The organism is Streptomyces sp. NPDC054863, from assembly GCF_053610825.1.
Genome location: NZ_JBSGZD010000050.1, coordinates 20,806 through 38,491, shown reverse-complemented (window position 1 = coordinate 38,491; position 17,686 = coordinate 20,806). Strand labels below are relative to the sequence as shown.

Annotated in this window: 16 protein-coding genes; 12 read left to right on the top strand and 4 right to left on the bottom strand. The window is 72.3% G+C overall.

The genetic code is table 11. The features are described from left to right. The 4 genes from ACWGIG_RS12740 to ACWGIG_RS12725 all read left to right on the top strand — a co-directional run. Positions 1-1,008: NYN domain-containing protein (locus ACWGIG_RS12740; RefSeq protein WP_453321566.1), on the top strand; the 1,008-nt coding region annotated here is incomplete at its 5' end. Positions 1,009-1,286: 278 nt separating this feature from the next. Then, on the top strand, positions 1,287-2,321 hold the full coding sequence (locus ACWGIG_RS12735; RefSeq protein WP_453321570.1) for a C40 family peptidase: 1,035 nt from the start codon (positions 1,287-1,289) through the stop codon (positions 2,319-2,321). A 296-nt stretch (positions 2,322-2,617) separates the two neighbouring features. Continuing rightward, positions 2,618-3,652, top strand: a complete 1,035-nt coding sequence (locus ACWGIG_RS12730) for an NlpC/P60 family protein (RefSeq protein ID WP_453321565.1) — start codon at positions 2,618-2,620, stop codon at positions 3,650-3,652. A gap of 124 nt (positions 3,653-3,776) precedes the next feature. After that, positions 3,777-5,015, top strand: coding sequence for a hypothetical protein (locus ACWGIG_RS12725; RefSeq protein ID WP_453321564.1), 1,239 nt, complete (start codon positions 3,777-3,779; stop codon positions 5,013-5,015). Here ACWGIG_RS12725 and ACWGIG_RS12720 read toward each other — a convergent pair. Further along, complete coding sequence (locus ACWGIG_RS12720) at positions 4,991-6,349, bottom strand: glycosyltransferase 87 family protein (RefSeq protein WP_453321563.1); 1,359 nt, start codon at positions 6,347-6,349, stop codon at positions 4,991-4,993. The two genes, ACWGIG_RS12725 and ACWGIG_RS12720, sit on opposite strands and share 25 nt — an antisense overlap. A 91-nt stretch (positions 6,350-6,440) precedes the next feature. Between ACWGIG_RS12720 and ACWGIG_RS12715 the strand changes: the two genes are divergently transcribed. Further along, the gene (locus ACWGIG_RS12715; RefSeq protein WP_453321562.1) at positions 6,441-7,583 is read left to right on the top strand and encodes a glycosyltransferase family 4 protein; all 1,143 of its coding nucleotides are present in this window, start codon (positions 6,441-6,443) and stop codon (positions 7,581-7,583) included. 93 nt (positions 7,584-7,676) lie between these two features. Here ACWGIG_RS12715 and ACWGIG_RS12710 read toward each other — a convergent pair whose 3' ends face one another. Next, positions 7,677-9,473 carry an AMP-dependent synthetase/ligase gene (locus tag ACWGIG_RS12710; protein ID WP_453321561.1) on the bottom strand — a complete coding sequence of 599 codons (1,797 nt, stop codon included), beginning with the start codon at positions 9,471-9,473 and terminating at the stop codon, positions 7,677-7,679. 302 nt (positions 9,474-9,775) lie between these two features. Between ACWGIG_RS12710 and ACWGIG_RS12705 the strand changes: the two genes are divergently transcribed. The 6 genes from ACWGIG_RS12705 to ACWGIG_RS12680 all read left to right on the top strand — a co-directional run bounded on the left by ACWGIG_RS12705 (position 9,776) and on the right by ACWGIG_RS12680 (position 14,970). Beyond that, positions 9,776-10,552, top strand: a complete 777-nt coding sequence (locus ACWGIG_RS12705; RefSeq protein WP_453321560.1) for a metallophosphoesterase family protein — start codon at positions 9,776-9,778, stop codon at positions 10,550-10,552. Between the two features lie 213 nt (positions 10,553-10,765). After that, complete coding sequence (locus ACWGIG_RS12700; RefSeq protein ID WP_453321559.1) at positions 10,766-11,212, top strand: SRPBCC family protein; 447 nt, start codon at positions 10,766-10,768, stop codon at positions 11,210-11,212. A 49-nt stretch (positions 11,213-11,261) separates the two neighbouring features. Continuing rightward, positions 11,262-12,497 (top strand): ArsA family ATPase, encoded by a 1,236-nt coding sequence (locus ACWGIG_RS12695; RefSeq protein ID WP_453321569.1) that lies wholly within the window; start codon positions 11,262-11,264, stop codon positions 12,495-12,497. 130 nt (positions 12,498-12,627) lie between these two features. Continuing rightward, positions 12,628-13,131, top strand: coding sequence for a DUF5304 domain-containing protein (locus ACWGIG_RS12690; protein WP_453321558.1), 504 nt, complete (start codon positions 12,628-12,630; stop codon positions 13,129-13,131). 77 nt (positions 13,132-13,208) lie between these two features. Next, positions 13,209-14,150 carry an ROK family glucokinase gene (locus ACWGIG_RS12685; protein ID WP_453321557.1) on the top strand — a complete coding sequence of 314 codons (942 nt, stop codon included), beginning with the start codon at positions 13,209-13,211 and terminating at the stop codon, positions 14,148-14,150. Positions 14,151-14,226: 76 nt separating this feature from the next. Then, the gene (locus ACWGIG_RS12680) at positions 14,227-14,970 is read left to right on the top strand and encodes an endonuclease/exonuclease/phosphatase family protein (RefSeq protein ID WP_453321556.1); all 744 of its coding nucleotides are present in this window, start codon (positions 14,227-14,229) and stop codon (positions 14,968-14,970) included. A gap of 145 nt (positions 14,971-15,115) precedes the next feature. Here the strand turns inward: ACWGIG_RS12680 and ACWGIG_RS12675 are convergent, their stop codons facing one another. Together ACWGIG_RS12675 and ACWGIG_RS12670 are read right to left on the bottom strand one after the other, a co-directional pair. Next, the gene (locus ACWGIG_RS12675; RefSeq protein WP_453321555.1) at positions 15,116-15,763 is read right to left on the bottom strand and encodes a hypothetical protein; all 648 of its coding nucleotides are present in this window, start codon (positions 15,761-15,763) and stop codon (positions 15,116-15,118) included. Beyond that, entirely contained in the window at positions 15,756-16,535 is a 780-nt protein-coding gene (locus ACWGIG_RS12670; RefSeq protein WP_453321554.1) for an alpha/beta hydrolase, read from the bottom strand. Before ACWGIG_RS12670 ends, ACWGIG_RS12675 begins: the two co-directional genes overlap by 8 nt. 262 nt (positions 16,536-16,797) lie before the next feature. Between ACWGIG_RS12670 and ACWGIG_RS12665 the strand changes: the two genes are divergently transcribed. After that, entirely contained in the window at positions 16,798-17,598 is an 801-nt protein-coding gene (locus ACWGIG_RS12665; RefSeq protein WP_453321553.1) for a lysophospholipid acyltransferase family protein, read from the top strand. Positions 17,599-17,686: the final 88 nt, after the last annotated feature.

Here is a 17,686-nt window from a genome sequence, read left to right as displayed (position 1 = left end):
GCCTACGTCCTGCGCCCCGTCGGCTGGGTGAAGCTGGTGGCCGCCGCGGGCGAGGAGGCGCAGCGCGCCGACGCCGAGCGCGCCGACGAGGCCGCCCAGCAGGAACTGGAACAGCTGCGCGCCGAGCTGGCCGACGCCCGCGAACGCACGAAGGCGGAGACCGAGCGGCTGCGCACCGAACTCGAAACCGCCCGCAAGGAGTCCGACTCCGCCCAGCGCAAGCTGCGCGGCGCCCTCAGCGACGTCAAGCGCGGCGAGGCGGCGCTCCGCAAGAACCAGGCCGAGATCGACGGCATCCGCAGCGAGGCGGCCGCCCAGGTCGCCGCCGCCGAGGCCGAGACGCGGCGGCTGCGGGCCAGGCTGGGAGAGGCGGAGGCGACCGCGGAGGCGGGGCGCCGTGCCGTACGGGAGGGGCGCAGCGTCGAGGACATGCGGCTGCGGCTGCTCCTGGACACGGTCCTGGAGGCCGCCCAGGGGCTGCGTCGAGAACTGGCCCTGCCGCCGTCCAGCGGGCGTCCCGCGGACACCGTGGACGCGGTCGAGCCGGGGCGGATGTCACCCAAGGACATCGCGGCCAGGGCTCTCTCCGACACCGATCCGGCCGTCCTGGACCAGCTGCTCGCGCTGCCGCAGGCGCACCTGGTGGTCGACGGTTACAACGTGACCAAGACCGGCTATCCGACGATGCCGCTGGAGAAGCAGCGGCTGCGGCTGCTCGGCGGTCTCTCCATGCTGGCCGCCGCGAGCGGCGCCGAGGTCACCTGTGTCTTCGACGGCGCGGAGCTGGCCGCGCCGGTGCTCCTCGCGCCGCCGCGCGGGGTGCGGGTGCTGTTCAGCAAGGCGGGCGTGACGGCCGACGAGCTGATCCGTCAGCTGGTGCGGGCCGAGCCGACCGGGCGGCCGATGATCGTGGTCTCCACGGACCGCGAGGTCGCGGACGGGGTCGCGAAGTCCGGTGCCAGGCCGGTTGCTTCGGCGATGCTGCTGAAGAGGCTTTCGCGCGTTTAAAGGGAGTCGGGGGTGTGTTGCCCAACTTCTGTGCGCATTGCCCGAATTGAAGTGGGCGGACGCTGTCTTTCTGTCAACTCCCCATGACGCAGCGTGTGGCACGAGTAAGGAATGTGCCGCGAGGGCGAGATTTTTCCTGTGAGGATTTGAACTGATCACAAGAAGGTCACTACTGTCTGGGCTCGAACCTTCGCGCGGTTGATCACTCATCCGGAGTATCAGTGAAGGTCACCGCCAACCACGCCGGTCGGCGGCTGAGGAAGAAGGAGCTCGCCTCCGTGGCGTCCCACCGTCGACCCAAGCAGCCGAGCCGCTTCCGCGTGACCGCGCTGACCGTGACCGCTGCCGCTGCCGTGGTCATGTCCTCCCAGGCGGCCAACGCCGCGCCCAAGCCTGACAAGAAGGAAGTCAAGGCGAAGGTCGACGCACTCCACGAGGATGCGGAGGGCGCGACCGAGAAGTACAACGCGGCCAAGGAGAAGCAGGGGACCCTGGAGAAGCAGGTCAAGAACCTCCAGGAGTCGGCCGCCCGCGGTCAGGGTGAACTCAACGAGATGCGCAAGGGCCTCGGCTCGCTGGCCACCGCCCAGTACCGGTCCGGCGGCATCGACCCCTCGTTCCAGCTCTTCTTCTCCTCCCAGCCGGACCAGTTCCTGGACCGCGCCGCGGCGATGGACCAGCTGAGCGGCAAGCAGGCCGAGTCGCTCCGCAAGATCCAGGCGAAGCAGCGCACCCTCGCCCAGCAGCGCGAGGAGGCGTCCGGCAAGCTCGCGGACCTCTCCGCCGTGCGCAAGGAGCTCGGTGAGAAGAAGCAGGCGATCCAGGGCAAGCTCGCCGAGGCGCAGAAGCTGTACAACACGCTGACCGAGGCCGAGCGCGCCGCCATCGAGAAGAAGGAAGAGCGCGCCAGCCGCGACGCGAGCGACCGCGTCGACATCGGCAACGAGGTGCCCGCCTCCGGCGTCGGCGCCGCCGCCATGGCCAAGGCCCGGCTGAAGATAGGCGCGCCGTACGACTGGGGCAACAAGGGCCCCAACGCGTTCGACTGCTCCGGGCTGGTCTACTGGGCGTTCCAGCAGATCAACGTGACGGTGGGCGGCAGCACGTACAGCCAGGAGAGCGCGGGCCGGAAGATCTACAACCGGAGCGAACTGCGCCCGGGCGACCTGGTCTTCTTCAACAACCTCCAGCACGTCGGCTTCTACGCCGGCAACGGCATGTCGCTGCACGCCCCGAAGCCGGGCACCTCCGTGCGCATCGAGGACATGAAGTACCTCGGCCCGTTCCAGTTCGGAGTGCGCGTCGGAGGCTGACGCGACCCCGCGGTGCGGGCCCGGTGGAGTCCGGCGCGCCCGCGCCACCCCCGGGACGGGGCCGAACACACCGCCCGTTCGGGCGAATTGCGGCCCGCCGTGCTGACTGCCCGCCCCGCCGATGACCTGGTCACCGGCGGGGCGTCGTGCTGTCCCGGCCCTTTTCGCCTGCGTCGGGGTCTTTGGCTGCCGTGTGACCGTCCCGCTACTGTCTGCCAGCGCAGTGGCCATCGAGCAGTCCGCCCGCCCGGGCGGCAGGGCGCTGCCACCCAGCAGTGGAAGGAGTGCGGCTTCCTGTGGCGTCACACCGTCGTCCCTCGCAGTCCGGGCTCACACAGAGCACCCGGGTCACCGTCCTGTCCGCGGCGGCGGCCACCGCGGCGGCGGCCCTCGGGGCAGCCCCGGCAAGCGCCGACCCGGTCGGCGCAGGCGCGACCACGGCCACCCAGGCCACCGTCGACCGGCTCTTCGCGCAGGCCGAGCAGGCCACCGAGCGCTTCAACCAGGCCAACGAGCGCGCGGGCACGCTCCGCAAGGAGGTCGGCCGGGCCCGCGACCGCGCCGCCCGCGGCCAGGAGCGCATCAACCGGATGCGCGGCGTGCTCGGCCAGTTGGCCGGCGCCCAGTACCGGTCGGGCGGCATGGACCCGTCGGTGTCGCTGCTGCTGTCCGAGAACCCGGACGGCTACCTCGACAAGGCGGCCGCCCTGGACCGCATCAGCGACCGCAACGCGGGCAAGCTGCACGAACTCACCGAGGCCCAGCGCCTGCTCGGCCAGGAGCGCGCCGAGGCCTCCCACAAGCTCGCCGAGCTGGACCGCAGCCGGGCCGTCGTCTCGCGCCACAAGCGCGCCGTCGAGCACAAGCTCGCCGAGGCCCGCCGGATGCTCCAGGCACTGCCCGCCCCCGAGCGCGCCGAGTTCGACCGCGCGAACCGCAGCGGGCGCGACGCGATGCCCGAGATGTCCGGCATCATGCCCTCGTCGTCGCGGGCCGCCGCCGCGGTACTCGCCGCCCGCAACGCCGTCGGCAAGCCGTACATCTGGGGTGCCAACGGGCCTTCGGGATTCGACTGCTCGGGGCTGATGCAGTGGTCGTACAGCCAGGCGGGCGTCTCCCTGCCGCGCACCTCGCAGGCCCAGCGGTACGCAGGACAGCAGGTCTCGCTCGACCAGGCGCAGCCGGGCGACCTCGTGGCCTACCGCGACGACGCCAGCCACATCGGGATGTACATGGGCAACGGACAGGTCGTGCACGCGCCCTACCCGGGGGCCCCGGTGCGCTACGACCCGGTGGGCATGATGCCGGTCTCGTCGGTGACCCGGGTCTGAGCAGGGCCGTACGCCCGGCCCGTCGCCGTACGCCGCCGCAGCCGTCGGCCGCTCGCCCGGCCCGTCGCCGTACGCCGCCGCAGCCGTCGGCCGCTCGCCCGGCCCGTCGCCGTACGATCGCACAATGGCAGGTCACGCGGGCGGCAGACGGTACGGGCGGCGGGCGGTGCTCGCCCTGGGGCTCGGGGCGGGCGGGCTCCTCGCGGGATCCTGCGCCGCCCCGCCCGCACCGGCCGACACGGCCTCCCGCGACGTGCGGCGGCTCCTCGACCGGCGGGCCGCCGCCCTCGCAGGCCGCGACAGGGCCGCCTTCCTCGGCGTGCTCGAACCGGGCGCCACAGGGCTGCGGCACAGGCAGGAGCAGGAGTTCGACCACCTGGCGGGGATGGCGCAGGCGTCCTGGGAGTACCGACTGACCGGGCTCGACCGGACCGGCGAAGGGCTCGCCACCGCCCAGGTGGAACTGCGGTACCGGATCTCCGGATACGACACGGTGCCCGCCGTCACCGCCCGCCTCGTCGACCTCGTACGCCGCGCCGGCCGGTGGTACGTGGCGGGGGACCGGCCCCGGCAGACCGGTGCGCAGGAGATCTGGCAGCAGGGACCGGTGACTTCGGTGCGCGGGAAGCGGGCGGTCGTCCTGGGCGCGGGGCAGGACCGGGAGCGGCTGCGCGCGATCGCGGACACCGCCGACCGCGCGGTGGCCGCCGTCGCACGCGCCTGGCCCGGGGAACGCGACCTCAAAGAGGTGCTGCTCGTGCCGCCGACACTGGACGCGATGGGGGCACTGCTCGGCGCGCCCGCCGCCGGGTACCGGGGCATCGCCGCCGTCACCACCGGGGCCGGCGGCGGCGGGCGGCGGACCTCGGCGGACCGGGTGATCGTCAACCCGGAGGCGTACGACGTGCTGGGAGCGGCCGGACAGCAGGTCGTGCTCACCCACGAGAGCACCCACGTGGCCACCCGGACGGCCACCACCGCCTCGACCCCCATGTGGCTCTCGGAGGGCTTCGCCGACTGGGTGGCGTACCGGGAGAGCGACCGCACCCCGGCGCAGGTCGCGCCCGAACTGCAGCGGATCGTCGCCCGGGACGGGCCGCCCGCCGCGCTGCCGGGCGACGGGGACTTCGGGTTCACCGGGGGTGCGGAGCGGCTGGCAGGGGCGTACGAGGGCGGCTGGCTGGCCTGCCGGATGATCGCGGAGCGGTCCGGGGAACGGACGCTCCTCGCGTTCTACCGCTCCGTCGGCGGACACCCGCAGCGCGAGGGGGCGGTGGAGAACGCGCTGAACAGCGAACTCGGCACCACCCCCGAGGCGTTCACCGCACAGTGGCGCACCTACTTGCGGGACGAGCTCGGCTGACTCACTGCCGCCGGCGACGCATCCCCCGCCTGCCCCGCCTGCCCCGCCGGTACGTGCCGCTGGGTGGGCAACGGGTGCGGGGCGCCCGCCGGTTCGGTGACCGTGTGCCGCCACAGGGTGCGGCAGGCCAGCACCGTCGCCGCCACCAGCAGGCCGTTGCGTACGAACAGCAGCGGCACGCCCAGGGCGTCGCTGGCGACCACGTGCGAGAACCAGATGGGGAATTCCAGGCAGGTGACGAAGGTCGCCGCCAGCACCAGGCGCGCGGGGCGGTCCATCCGGCTGCCCCGGAACACCAGGGCGGCAGCCGCGAGACCCACCAGCCACAGCAGGTACTGCGGGCTGATCACCCGGCTCGTCGTGGTGAACAGCAGCACCGCCACGAAGGCGGCGTCGCAGGCCGTCGACGCGGTGAACAGCCGCGCCCGCAGCCGCCACACCAGCAGCCAGCCGAAGGCCAGCGCGGTCAGCACCATCGCGAGGGTGCTCACCAGGGACACGTACGGGCCCAGGAACTCCACCGAGCCGTAGTTCAGCAGCACTTCGCCCTCCCAGCCGAAGTGCCGGGCCACGTGGAAGACCAGCGCGCCCAGCGACTCCACCTCGGTGCCCCGGTCCCGCTGGAACGTCAGGAAGGCGAGCGCCCCCGGCATCGCCGCCGAGAACACCAGCACCAGCGCACCCGCCGTCAGCAGGAACGCCGTCCACGACGTGCGCGTCGTACGCCCGCGTGCCGTCCCCGCGAGCAGCATGGCGGGCCAGACCTTCAGCAGCGCCCCCAGGGCCGCCAGGGCCCCCATGGCGCGCGGCCTGCGGGCCCCGGCGAGCAGCGCCGCGACCGCGATGCCGGTGACCATCACGTCGTAGCGGGCGTACGACGTGGGGCCGAGCAGCGCGAGACCGGCGATCCACACCCAGGCGCCCGCCATCCGCTTGCCGGGACGGCGGCCCGCGTACAGCAGCAGCCCCGTCACCACGGCGTCGGCGAGGAACGCGAGGACGAAGAAGGCGTGGGCGTAGTCCAGGAAAGGCAGCAGCCCGGGGGAGAGGACCGCGAGGGCGGCGGCGGGCGGGTACTGCCAGGTGACGTCGTCGAGCGGGAAGGTGCCGGACCGCAGCACCTCGTACCAGCCCTGGTAGATGACCGAGACGTCGCTCGTGACGTCGGGGCCCGGAAAGACCAGCACCTTGAACACGCAGAGCAGCAGCAGGGTCCTGGTGAGGACCCAGAGCGCGACGGGCGCGACGGGTACGGCGCGTACGACAGGTGCTGTTCGTACGACGGGCAGGGCCGGGAGGCCGGGGCGTCCGGTGCCGCTCGCTGTCATGACCATCCTTGTCCGGGGTGTCCTTCGGTAGGGACATGATGCAGGGCGGGGGCGCGGACGGGCGATGACGCGGGGCCGCCCGGTACTGTCGGCGACGATGGACAAGACCTTGATCGTGACCAACGACTTTCCGCCCCGCCCCGGCGGCATCCAGGCATTCCTGCACAACATGGCGCTGCGGCTGGACCCCGGGCAGCTGGTCGTCTACGCGTCCACCTGGAAGCGCGGGCGCGAGGGCGCCGAGGCGACCGCCGCCTTCGACGCGGAGCAGCCGTTCCCGGTGGTGCGGGACCGTACGACGATGCTGCTGCCGACGCCCCGGGTCACCCGGCGCGCCGCGCAACTGCTCCAGGAGCACGGCTGCACCTCGGTGTGGTTCGGGGCGGCGGCGCCGCTCGGGCTGATGGCGCCGGCGCTGCGGCGCGCGGGGGCCCGGCGACTGGTCGCCACCACCCACGGACACGAGGCGGGCTGGGCCCAACTCCCGGTGTCCCGGCAGCTGTTGGGGCGGATCGGCGAGGGCACGGACACGATCACCTATCTGGGCGAGTACACGCGGTCGAGGATCGCCGCCGCGCTCACTCCCGAGGCCGCGGGCCGGATGGTCCAACTGCCGCCGGGCGTCGACGAGAAGACCTTCCACCCCGGCTCGGGGGGCGCGGCGGTGCGTGCCCGGCTCGGGCTCACCGACCGGCCCGTGGTGGTGTGCGTGTCCCGGCTGGTGCCGCGCAAGGGGCAGGACACCCTCATCGAGGCGATGCCGCAGATCCTGCGCGCGGTGCCGGACGCCGTGCTGCTGGTCGTCGGCGGCGGACCGTACGAGAAGGACCTCCACAAGCTGGCGGCGGACACCGGGGTCGCCGAATCGGTGCGCTTCACGGGGGCAGTGCCCTGGGCGGAGCTGCCCGCCCACTACGGGGCCGGTGACGTCTTCGCGATGCCGTGCAGGACCCGGCGGGGCGGGCTCGACGTCGAGGGCCTCGGCATCGTCTACCTGGAGGCGTCCGCGACCGGGCTGCCGGTCGTCGCGGGCGACTCCGGGGGCGCGCCGGACGCCGTACTGGACGGGGAGACGGGATGGGTGGTGCGCGGCGGCGCCCCGGCCGAGTCGGCCGACCGCATCGTCACCCTGCTCCAGGACCCCGGCCTGCGCCGCCGGATGGGCGAACGGGGCCGCGAGTGGGTCGAGGAGAAATGGCGCTGGGACCTGCTGGCCGAAAAGCTCAGGACCCTGCTGTAGCTGGGCGGGGGAGGCGCCCCGCTAGGGGCGCGGGGAACTGCGCGACCAGCCACAACGGACCCGCAGGTGCACCACGGCCCCCCCGCCCGGTGTTCAGGCTCGGTAGATCGCTTCGATCTCGTCCGCGAACTCCCTCGCCACCACATTCCGCTTCAGTTTCAGCGAAGGCGTGATGTGCCCCGCCTCCTCGGTGAACTGGGCGGGCAGGATGCGGAACTTGCGTACCGACTCCGCCTTGGAGACCGCCGCGTTCCCGTCGTCCACCGCGCTCTGCACCGTGGCGAGCAGATCGGCGTCGTCCCGCAGCGTCACCGCCGTCGAGTCCGCGGGCTTGCCGTGCTCCACGGCCCACCGGCCCAGGAACTCCTCGTCGATGGTGACCAGCGCGCCGACGAACGGCCGCCCGTCGCCGACCACCATGCACTCCGCGACCAGCGCGTGCGCCCGGATGCGGTCCTCGATGACGGCCGGGGCGACGTTCTTGCCGCCCGCCGTCACGATGATCTCCTTCTTGCGGCCGGTGATCGCGAGGTAGCCGTCCTCGTCGAGCGTGCCGATGTCACCGGTGTGGAACCAGCCGTCGGTCAGTGCCTCCGCGGTGGCCGCGGGGTTGTTCCAGTACCCCGTGAAGATGTGCTCGCCGTGCAGCAGCACCTCGCCGTCGTCGGCGATCCGCACGACCGAACCGGGCAGCGGCTGGCCGACCGTGCCGACCTTCGGGCGGTCCCACGGGTTGAACGCGGTCGCCGCGCAGGACTCGGTGAGCCCGTAGCCCTCAAGGACCCGGAACCCTATGCCGCTGAAGAAGTGGCCGAGGCGCTCGCCCAGCGGGGCGCCGCCGGAGATCGCGAACTCGCAGCGTCCGCCGAGCACCGCGCGCAGCTTGCTGTAGACCAGCTTGTCGAAGACCTTGTGCTTGAGCTTCAGGCCGAGCGCCGGACCCTCCGGGGTGCCGAGCGCGCGGCTGTAGGCGATCGCCGTGTCGGCGGCCTTGTCGAAGATCTTGCCCTTGCCGTCGGCCTGCGCCTTGGCGCGCGCAGAGTTGTAGACCTTCTCGAAGACGCGCGGCACACCGAGGATCAGCGTCGGCCTGAAGGCCGCCAGCTCGTCGGTGAGGTTCTTGATGTCCGGTACGCAGCCCAGCTTGATCGGCGCCATCACCGACGCGACCTCGACGAGCCGCCCGAAGACGTGCGCGGCGGGCAGGAACAGCAGCACCGAGCACTCGCCCGTACGGAAGAGCGGCTTCAGCCGCTCCACCACGTTGCCGCACTCCGCGAAGAAGCTGCGGTGCGTGAGCACACAGCCCTTGGGGCGGCCCGTGGTGCCCGAGGTGTAGACGATGGTGGCCGGGTCGTCGGCGCCCGCGACCGCACTGCGCTCGTCGACCGTCCCGTCGGAGACGTCCGCGCCGAGCGCGTTCAGCTGCTCGATCGCACCGGCCTCGATCTGCCACACCTGCTTGAGGGCGGGCAGGTGCTCCCGTACGGACTCCACGGCGGCGGCGTGCGCCTCGCCCTCGACGAGGACGGCGACGGCACCGGAGTCGCCGAGGATCCACTGCACCTGTTCGGCGGAGCTGGTCTCGTACACCGGCACGGTCACCGCGCCCGCGCTCCAGATCGCGAAGTCCAGCTGCACCCACTCGTAGCGGGTGCGGGACATCAGGGCGACCCGGTCGCCCGGCTCCACGCCGGCGGCGATCAGGCCCTTGGCGGCGGCACGCACCTCGGACAGGAACTGGGTGGCGGTGACATCGGTCCACGTACCGGCGACCTTGCGGCCCATGACCGCGGTCTGGGGGTGCTGAGCGGCGTTGCGGCGGATGAGATCCGTCAGATTGCCGTCCGAGGGGACCTCGTACAAAGCCGGAAGGCTGAACTCGCGCAAGACTGCTGCTCCTCATCAGGCACCGGTCGCCACATCAGCGTGGAGCCGGCTGCGGTCCAAGGTCGGGCAGGTGCTCAGTGGGGGATGAGCACGACTGGACTGCCCGGACGTTACCCACCAGTACTCGGTTCCCGATAGGGGGTCCCGGCCAGATGTACGCTGCGTCACACTGTTCGGGCAGCGCCTTCCGCACAGTAATCCACGCCGGAGGCGACTCGGAAGTAACCGCAGGTCCGGCCGTCCCCGCCCGGGGGCGCGACCGGCCCTACCCGGCGTTCGGCCCGGGTTCTAGGCTGACGGCCATGCGAGTTCATGTGGTGAGTGACGTGCACGGGAACGCGGCGGACCTGGCCCGCGCGGGCGACGGGGCCGACGCGCTGATCTGCCTCGGTGACCTCGTGCTCTTCCTCGACTACGCCGACCACTCGCGCGGAATCTTCCCCGACCTCTTCGGCACCGCCAACGCCGACCTCATCGTGGAACTGCGCACCGCCCGCCGCTTCGACGAGGCCCGCACGCTGAGCCGCCGGCTGTGGGCGGGCCTCGACCGGGAGGCCGCCACGGACGCCGCGGTGCGCAAGCAGTACGCGGAGATGTTCGCCGCCTTCCCCGCACCGACGTACGCCACGTACGGGAATGTCGACATGCCGACGCTCTGGCCGGACTTCGCGGGCCCCGGCACCGTCAGCCCCGGCACGCGGGTGCTCGACGGGGAGCGCGTCGAGATCGGCGGCCTGGTCTTCGGCTTCGTCGGCGGCGGGCTGCGCACCCCGATGAACACGCCCTTCGAGATCGGCGACGAGGAGTACGCGGCCAAGGTCGAGGCGCTCGGCGAGGTCGACGTGCTCTGCTCGCACATCCCGCCCGAGGTGCCGGAGCTGGTGTACGACACGGTGGCGCGCCGCTTCGAGCGCGGCAGCCGCGCCCTCCTGGAGGCGATCCGCAGGACCCGGCCGAGGTACTCGCTGTTCGGGCACGTCCACCAGCCGCTCGCCCGCCGGATGCGGATCGGGGCGACCGAGTGCGTGAACGTCGGGCACTTCGCCTCCACCGGCAGGCCCTGGGCCCTGGAGTGGTGAGGCCCGGCCGGGAGCGGTGAGGCCCGGCCCGGGGCGGTGGGGCCGAGGTCGGGGCGGTGGGGCCGAGGTCGGGCCCCGAGCGGTGGAGCGGTGCGCCGCCGGAGCCCTGGGGCGGCGGACGGGGCCGGTCACGATAGCCTTCACGCGGCACGAGCCTTGACGCGGCGCGCACCAGCCAGCCCACCCCGGTCCGGACCCTGAGGAGTCATCGCGATGGCGGAACACACGAGCTCTAGCATCACCATCGAGGCGGCACCGGCCGACGTCATGGCCGTCATCGCGGACTTCGACCGCTACCCCGACTGGACGGGTGAGGTGAAGGAGGCCGAGGTGCAGGCCAAGGACGACAGGGGCCGCGCCGAGAAGGTCCGCCTGGTGCTCGACGCCGGAGCGATCAAGGACGACCACACCCTCGCCTACACCTGGACCGGCGACAACGAGGTCAGCTGGACCCTCGTCAAGTCCCAGATGCTGCGCTCCCTCGACGGCTCGTACCGCCTCGTGGCCACCGCGAACGGCGCGACCGAGGTGACGTACCAGCTCACCGTCGACGTCAAGATCCCGATGCTCGGCATGATCAAGCGCAAGGCCGAGAAGGTCATCATCGACCGCGCCCTGGCCGGTCTGAAGAAGCGCGTCGAGTCCGGCCCCAGGAACTGATCCGCGGGGTACGGGATTTCTGGATTTCTGGAGTTCTGGCATGAGTGTGGTGCGTACGGTCCTGGTCACCGGTCCCGGCGGCGCGGGCCGCACCACGGTGGCGGCGGCGACCGCCCTTGCCGCAGCTCGCGAGGGTGCGCGCGTGCTGCTCCTCGGCACGGACCGGGAGGACACCCTGGGGGCGGCCCTGGAGATGTCCGTCGGCGCGATATCGGCCGGCCCGCCGTCGCCTCTTGAGGCGGCCCCGAACCTGTGCGTCGCGCGCGTCGACGCCGCCGACGACTTCCGCACGGAACTGGCCGCCCTCCAGGAGCGCGCCACCACCGCCCTCGACCTCCTCGGCGCCACCGCCCTGGACGCCGACGAGCTCACCGAACTTCCCGGGGCCGAGCCGCTCGCGCTGCTCCGGACCCTGCGGACCGTGTGCGGCGCGCCTTCCGCCGCGTACGACGGGCCCCGCGACGCCTCCCACGGCGCGTCCTACGACCTGGTCGTGGTCGACATGCCGCCGACGCACGCGACTCTCGCCGCCCTCGCGCTGCCGGGGCAGCTGCGCCGCTATCTGCGCAGGCTGCTGCCGCAGGAGCGGCAGGCCGCCCGATCGCTGCGGCCGATGCTGGCGCAGCTCGCCGGGGTGCCGATGCCCGCCCAGTGGCTGTACGAGACCTCCGCGCGGTGGGAGGCCGAACTGGCCGCCACCCAGGCCGTGGTGGAGAACCCCGCCCTGTCGGTGCGGCTGGTCGTCGAACCGGGTTCTGCCGCCGCCGGAGCCCTGCGCACCGCCCGCCTCGGGCTCGCGCTGCACGGCCTCGCCCTGGACGCGGTCGTCGCCAACCGGGTGCTGCCCGCCACCTCGCCCGACCCCTGGCTCGCCGCACTCTCCGCGCAGCAGCAGGAGCAGCTCAAAGAGGTGCACGAGGGCCCGCAGGCGGTGCGCGAACTGCCCCACCTGGGACGCGCCCCGCGCGGCACACAGGACCTGGCGCTGCTCTCGTACGAAACGGGGCACGCCTTCGCAGCCGGCGCACCGGAGCGCACCGTCGAGGACCGGATCGCCGAGGACGGCGTGCTGGTGTGGCACCTGCCGCTGCCCGGTGCGGCCAAGAGCGAGCTCGGCCTCGTCCGGCGCGGCGACGAACTCGTCCTGACCGCAGGGCAGTTCAGACGGATACTGTCGCTGCCTTCCGCGCTGCGCAGGTGCACGGTGTCGGGCGCCGCCCTGGGCGACGGCGTGCTGCGGGTGCGCTTCACCCCCGACCCGGGGCTGTGGCCGCAGGGGCGGTGAGCCCGGGCGGCGAAGGGGTGAGGAGACCGGGCGGCGAAGGGGTGACGAGGCCCTGAACGGCGTACCGCTGTTCGGGTAACGTCGAAGGCGTACGGATCCGTTACTTCACCCCGCGTTGCAGGAGTGCGCCATGAGCGAAGCCACCGACCGCCCCGACGAGTCCCAGGCGTACGACGCGGACGCCTGGGCGACGGCGTGCGAGGAGGACCTCGCCGCCGAGAAGGCCCGCCGCCGCGCACAGTACGGACCGCAGTCCGGGTCGGCCGCCGAGGAACTGCGGCGGCTGATGGACGCGGTCGCCGACAAGGTCTCCTCGTTCCAGTCGCCGCTGCTCGGCATGGCCGCACAGGGAGTCGCGCAGCAGTTCGTTCAGCAGGCGAAGGCAGTGGTCGAGCCGGTGGTGGAGCGCAACCCGCAGGTCTTCGACCACCTCGCGGCGGCGGGAAATGAGCTGCTTGCCGCCTACAGGTCGGCAGTTGCCGGACACGAGCAGCGCTGGACGAAGGAGTCCACCGACTCCGCAGGGCGTACGAACCGCAGTACGGACGGAATGGACAAGTCGCCCAAATCATCTGAAGGTGGGCCGGATGACCCCGATGACCGTTCAAAAGGTGAACACATCGACCTCGACTGAGACCCCTCCTCGGGTACGGTGGCCGAGGGAGCCTGTCTCTGGCTCCGGGCAGGGCTCGACCTAAAACTGAGGGACACATGGGACTCACCATCGGCGTCGACATCGGCGGCACGAAGATCGCGGCCGGAGTGGTCGACGAAGAGGGACAGATCCTCGAAACGTACAAGGTGAAGACACCGCAGACCCCCGAGGAAATGGTCGACGCGATCTCCGCGGCGGTCTCCGAGGTCAGCACGGGCCACAGAATCGAGGCTGTCGGTATCGGCGCCGCCGGTTACGTGGACGACAAGCGTGCCACCGTGCTCTTCGCCCCGAACATCAACTGGCGTCACGAGCCGCTCAAGGACAAGGTCGAGCAGCGCGTCGGCCTGCCGGTCGTCGTCGAGAACGACGCCAACGCGGCGGCCTGGGGCGAGTACAAGTTCGGGGCCGGCAAGGGCCACGAGGACGTCATCTGCATCACGCTCGGCACCGGCCTCGGCGGCGGCATCATCATCGGCAACAAGCTCCGCCGCGGACGCTTCGGCGTGGCCGCCGAGTTCGGCCACATCCGGGTCGTCCCGGACGGTCTGCTGTGCGGCTGCGGCAGTCAGGGCTGCTGGGAGCAGTACGCGTCGGGCCGCGCGCTCGTCCGCTACGCCAGGCAGCGCGCCAACGCCACCCCCGAGAACGCCGAGATCCTGCTCGGCCTCGGCGACGGCACCGTCGAAGGCATCGAGGGCAAGCACGTCAGCGCCGCCGCCCGGCAGGGCGACCCGGTCGCGGTCGACTCCTTCCGCGAGCTGGCCCGCTGGGCAGGATCGGGCCTGGCCGACCTGGCCTCCCTCTTCGACCCGTCCGCGTTCATCGTCGGCGGCGGCGTCTCCGACGAGGGCGAACTGGTCCTGGACCCGATCCGCAAGTCGTTCCGGCGCTGGCTGATCGGCGGCCAGTGGCGGCCGCACGCCCAGGTGCTCGCGGCGCAGCTCGGCGGCAAGGCCGGTCTGGTGGGCGCGGCGGACCTGGCACGCCAGGGCTGAACACCCGTCCGGGGCTTCACCCGTGCCCGTCGCGTCCTCTTCAGGACACGGCGGGCACCGGTCTATGTTGGCCCGCATGGCGACCGACCCTCTGCCCCCGTCCGTCACGGAACCCGACGGCTCGGCCGTCGTGCGCGTCCTCAGCTACAACATCCGCTCGATGCGCGACGACCGGGAGGCGCTGGCCCGGGTGGTCCGGGCCTGCGAGCCCGATCTCGTACTGATCCAGGAGGCGCCGCGCTTCTTCCGCTGGCGCAAGAAGGCCGCGTGGCTGGCCGCGCACAGCGATCTGGTGGTGCTGGGCGGCGGGGCGACGGCGGCGGGGCCGATGCTGCTGTGCTCGCTGCGGGCGACGGTGGAACGCACCGAGGACGTACTGCTGCCGCGCACCCCCGGACTGCACCAGCGGGGATTCGCGACGGCGGTGGTACGGATCGGGGGCGCGCGGCTCGGGGTGCTGAGCTGCCACTTGAGCCTCCAGGGGGAGGAGCGGTACGCGCAGGCGGGGCTGCTGCTGGAGCAGCTGGCCGCGATGGGGGTCACCCATGCGATCGCCGGGGGTGATCTGAACGACCGGCCGGACGGGAAGTCGTTCCGGCTGCTGGCGAGTTCCTTGCAGGACTGCTGGGCGACGGCGCCGTGGGGCGGCGAGTACACCTCGGTGCCGGAGAACCCGCACCAGCGCATCGACGCGATCTTCGCGACGGAGGGCGTGGAGGTGCTGGGATGCGGGGTGCCGGAGCTGCCTGCGGCGGACGTGCGGGCGGCTACGGACCACTTGCCGGTGCTGGCGGCGGTACGGGTGCCGGCGGCGCGGTAGCGGGGCGGGCTCCGCTGCCCGAGAGGGCTCGGGGCAGGCATTCAGGGGCGCGGGGAACTGCGCGACCAGCCACGACGCACCCGCACGCCGCCCACCGGCCCCGCAGCTCGCACGCCGCCCACCGGCCCGCCCCGCACGCCCCGCCTCAGACGACCGCTCCGCGCCCCGGGTCCTCGTCCTCCTCGTCCGAGCCGTGGGTCATGCGTGCCACCAGCGTGCCGAAGCCGCCCAGGAAGCCGCCGATGCCCAGGACCTGGATCCACCAGGTCATGTCCCAGCCCAGCACGACCGCCAGGAGCATCAGCAGCGGACCGCCGACCACCGCCAGCCAGGCGAACTTGGACGTGACGTCGGCCTCCGGAAGGTCCGGGTCCGGCGGGACGAAGTGCCCCTCGTCGGAGTCGTCGAGGTCGTCGTCCTTCGCCTCCGCCGGGGCGAAGTCCCGGGGGCCGGAGGAACCGACGCCCGGGGCGAAGACGACCGAACTGCCCAGCGGCCGGTCCTCCGCAGGGCCGGAGCCGGAATCGGAGCCGGAATCGGACCCGGAATCAGAACCGGACCTGGCGGGCCCGTCACCGTTGACCCCGTCCTCCATCCGCGCCAGGTCGTCCACCGACTTGAAGGGCTTCGCCCCCGGCGGGTCCGGCGGCTCGTCCCCGTACCCCGCCACGATCGCCTCCCAGACCGCGGCCTCGTCCAGAGGAGTGCCCGCGTCGTCCTTGTGGCCGTCCGTGACGGCCTCCGGCTCCCGCTCCTCCTCGCGGTCCGCGCGCTCCGCGTTGTGTTCAGCCACCAGCAGTGCTCCCCTTCTTCCCGACGCTCGGAGCGAGGCGGCCGATGAACGCGTGACTCTCGTCGAAAATCCGCTTCGCGTCATGGTCCAACGTCGCCACGTGGTAGCTCTGTTCCAGCAGGATCTCGGTGACGTCGGCCGAGGAGACCCGGCTGAGGACACGGGCCGAGTCGGCGGGCGGCACGACGTGGTCCTGCGGGCTGTGCAGCAGCAGGAGCGGCTGCGTGACCTGCGGCAGCTCGCCGTCGACCAGGCGGAAGAACTTCCGCAGCGAGTGCGCCGCGTGCAGCGGGACCCGGGTGTAGCCCACCTCGTGGGACCCCTCCAGCGCGATGTCGTCGGCCACGCCCTTGGTGGTGGTGACGAAATGACGGACGACCGGCAGGGCGTGGGCGGCGAGGCCGTGCACCTTGTTCCCCGGGTTCACGACGACGATCCCGGAGACCGCGTCGCCGTGCTTGGCGGCCAGCCGCAGCGCGAGCGCGCCGCCCATGGACAGGCCGAGGACGAAGACCTGCGAGCAGCGCTCGGAGAGGGCGCGCAGCTCGCGGTCCACCTCCGCGTACCAGTCCTGCCAGCCGGTGAGCTGCATGTCCTCCCAGCGCGTGCCGTGGCCGGGGAGCAGCGGCAGGGACACCGTGAGACCCCGCTCGGCCAGATGGTCGGCCCAGGGGCGCAACGACTGCGGGGAACCGGTGAATCCGTGGCAGAGAAGGACGCCTACCTCTCCGCCCTCGTGGCGGAACGGCTCGGCTCCAGGGAGGACCGGCACCGGGGTCTCCTGTTCGTAAGGACGGACGGGGCAGAAGGGGGGGCAACGCAAGGGGGTCCTGAAGATGACTTCACCGTACGCGACCGGACCGACACCGACCAGGTCCGTCGGCCCTCCGGCCCAAGGGCAGCACCCGCCCGCAGCACCGCCGGGGCACGAGAACGGACCCGCCCGCCGGGGCCGCCTGCCGCGGGCGCGCGTGGGAGAGAGCGCAGGCCGCACACGGGTTATGGTCTTTTCGACAGACAAGGGAAGGCACACGTTGATCTACGGCGCAATGAAGTTCTCCATCGGAGGGTCCCTGAAGCTCGCCTTCAGGCCCTGGGTGGAGGGCCTCGAAAACATTCCCGCGGACGGGCCGGCGATCCTCGCGAGCAACCATCTGTCGTTCTCGGACTCCTTCTTCCTGCCGGCCGTGCTGGACCGGAAGGTCACCTTCATCGCCAAGGCGGAGTACTTCACCTCGCCCGGCGTGAAGGGCAAGCTCACCGCCGCCTTCTTCAAGGGCGTCGGCCAGCTCCCGGTGGACCGCTCCGGCGCCCGTGGTGCGGGCGAGGCGGCGATCAAGGCGGGCATCGAGGTCATCGAGGGCGGCGGTCTGTTCGGCATCTACCCGGAGGGCACCCGCTCCCCGGACGGACGCCTGTACCGCGGCAAGCCCGGCGGCCTCGCGCGCGTGGCGCTCGCGACCGGCGCCCCGGTGATCCCCGTCGCGATGATCGACACGGAGAAGGTCCAGCCGCCCGGCAAGGTCGTCCCCAAGCTGATGCGTCCCGGCATCAGGATCGGCAAGCCGCTCGACTTCAGCCGCTACCACGGCATGGACGGCGACCGCTTCATCCTGCGCTCGGTGACCGACGAGGTCATGTACGAGATCATGAAGCTCTCCGGCCAGGAGTACGTCGACATCTACGCGATCGCCGCGAAGAAGCAGATCGCGGACGCGGAGAAGGCGGCCAAGGCGGAGAAGGCCGAACTGGAGAAGGCCGAGAAGGCCGCCCAGGCAGAGCTGGACAGGGCGGAAAGGGCCGCGCAGGCGCAGAAGGCGGCCCGGGCAGAATAGGCCGCGTCGGCGCACACGCCGAAAAGGCCGAGAAGGCGGAACGATCCGGGGGCCTGCGGCGTCGTCCGTCGCAAGGGCCGTCCGGCCC

What these genes read in the sequence shown, in the direction of transcription:
- ACWGIG_RS12700 (WP_453321559.1), top strand. Translation starts at nt 10,766, where the DNA reads ATGGCGGAACACACGAGCTCTAGCATCACCATCGAGGCGGCACCGGCC.
- ACWGIG_RS12715 (WP_453321562.1), top strand. Translation starts at nt 6,441, where the DNA reads ATGGACAAGACCTTGATCGTGACCAACGACTTTCCGCCCCGCCCCGGC.
- ACWGIG_RS12680 (WP_453321556.1), top strand. Translation starts at nt 14,227, where the DNA reads ATGGCGACCGACCCTCTGCCCCCGTCCGTCACGGAACCCGACGGCTCG.
- ACWGIG_RS12690 (WP_453321558.1), top strand. Translation starts at nt 12,628, where the DNA reads ATGAGCGAAGCCACCGACCGCCCCGACGAGTCCCAGGCGTACGACGCG.
- ACWGIG_RS12685 (WP_453321557.1), top strand. Translation starts at nt 13,209, where the DNA reads ATGGGACTCACCATCGGCGTCGACATCGGCGGCACGAAGATCGCGGCC.
- ACWGIG_RS12725 (WP_453321564.1), top strand. Translation starts at nt 3,777, where the DNA reads ATGGCAGGTCACGCGGGCGGCAGACGGTACGGGCGGCGGGCGGTGCTC.
- ACWGIG_RS12720 (WP_453321563.1), bottom strand. Translation starts at nt 6,349, where the DNA reads ATGGTCATGACAGCGAGCGGCACCGGACGCCCCGGCCTCCCGGCCCTG.
- ACWGIG_RS12705 (WP_453321560.1), top strand. Translation starts at nt 9,776, where the DNA reads ATGCGAGTTCATGTGGTGAGTGACGTGCACGGGAACGCGGCGGACCTG.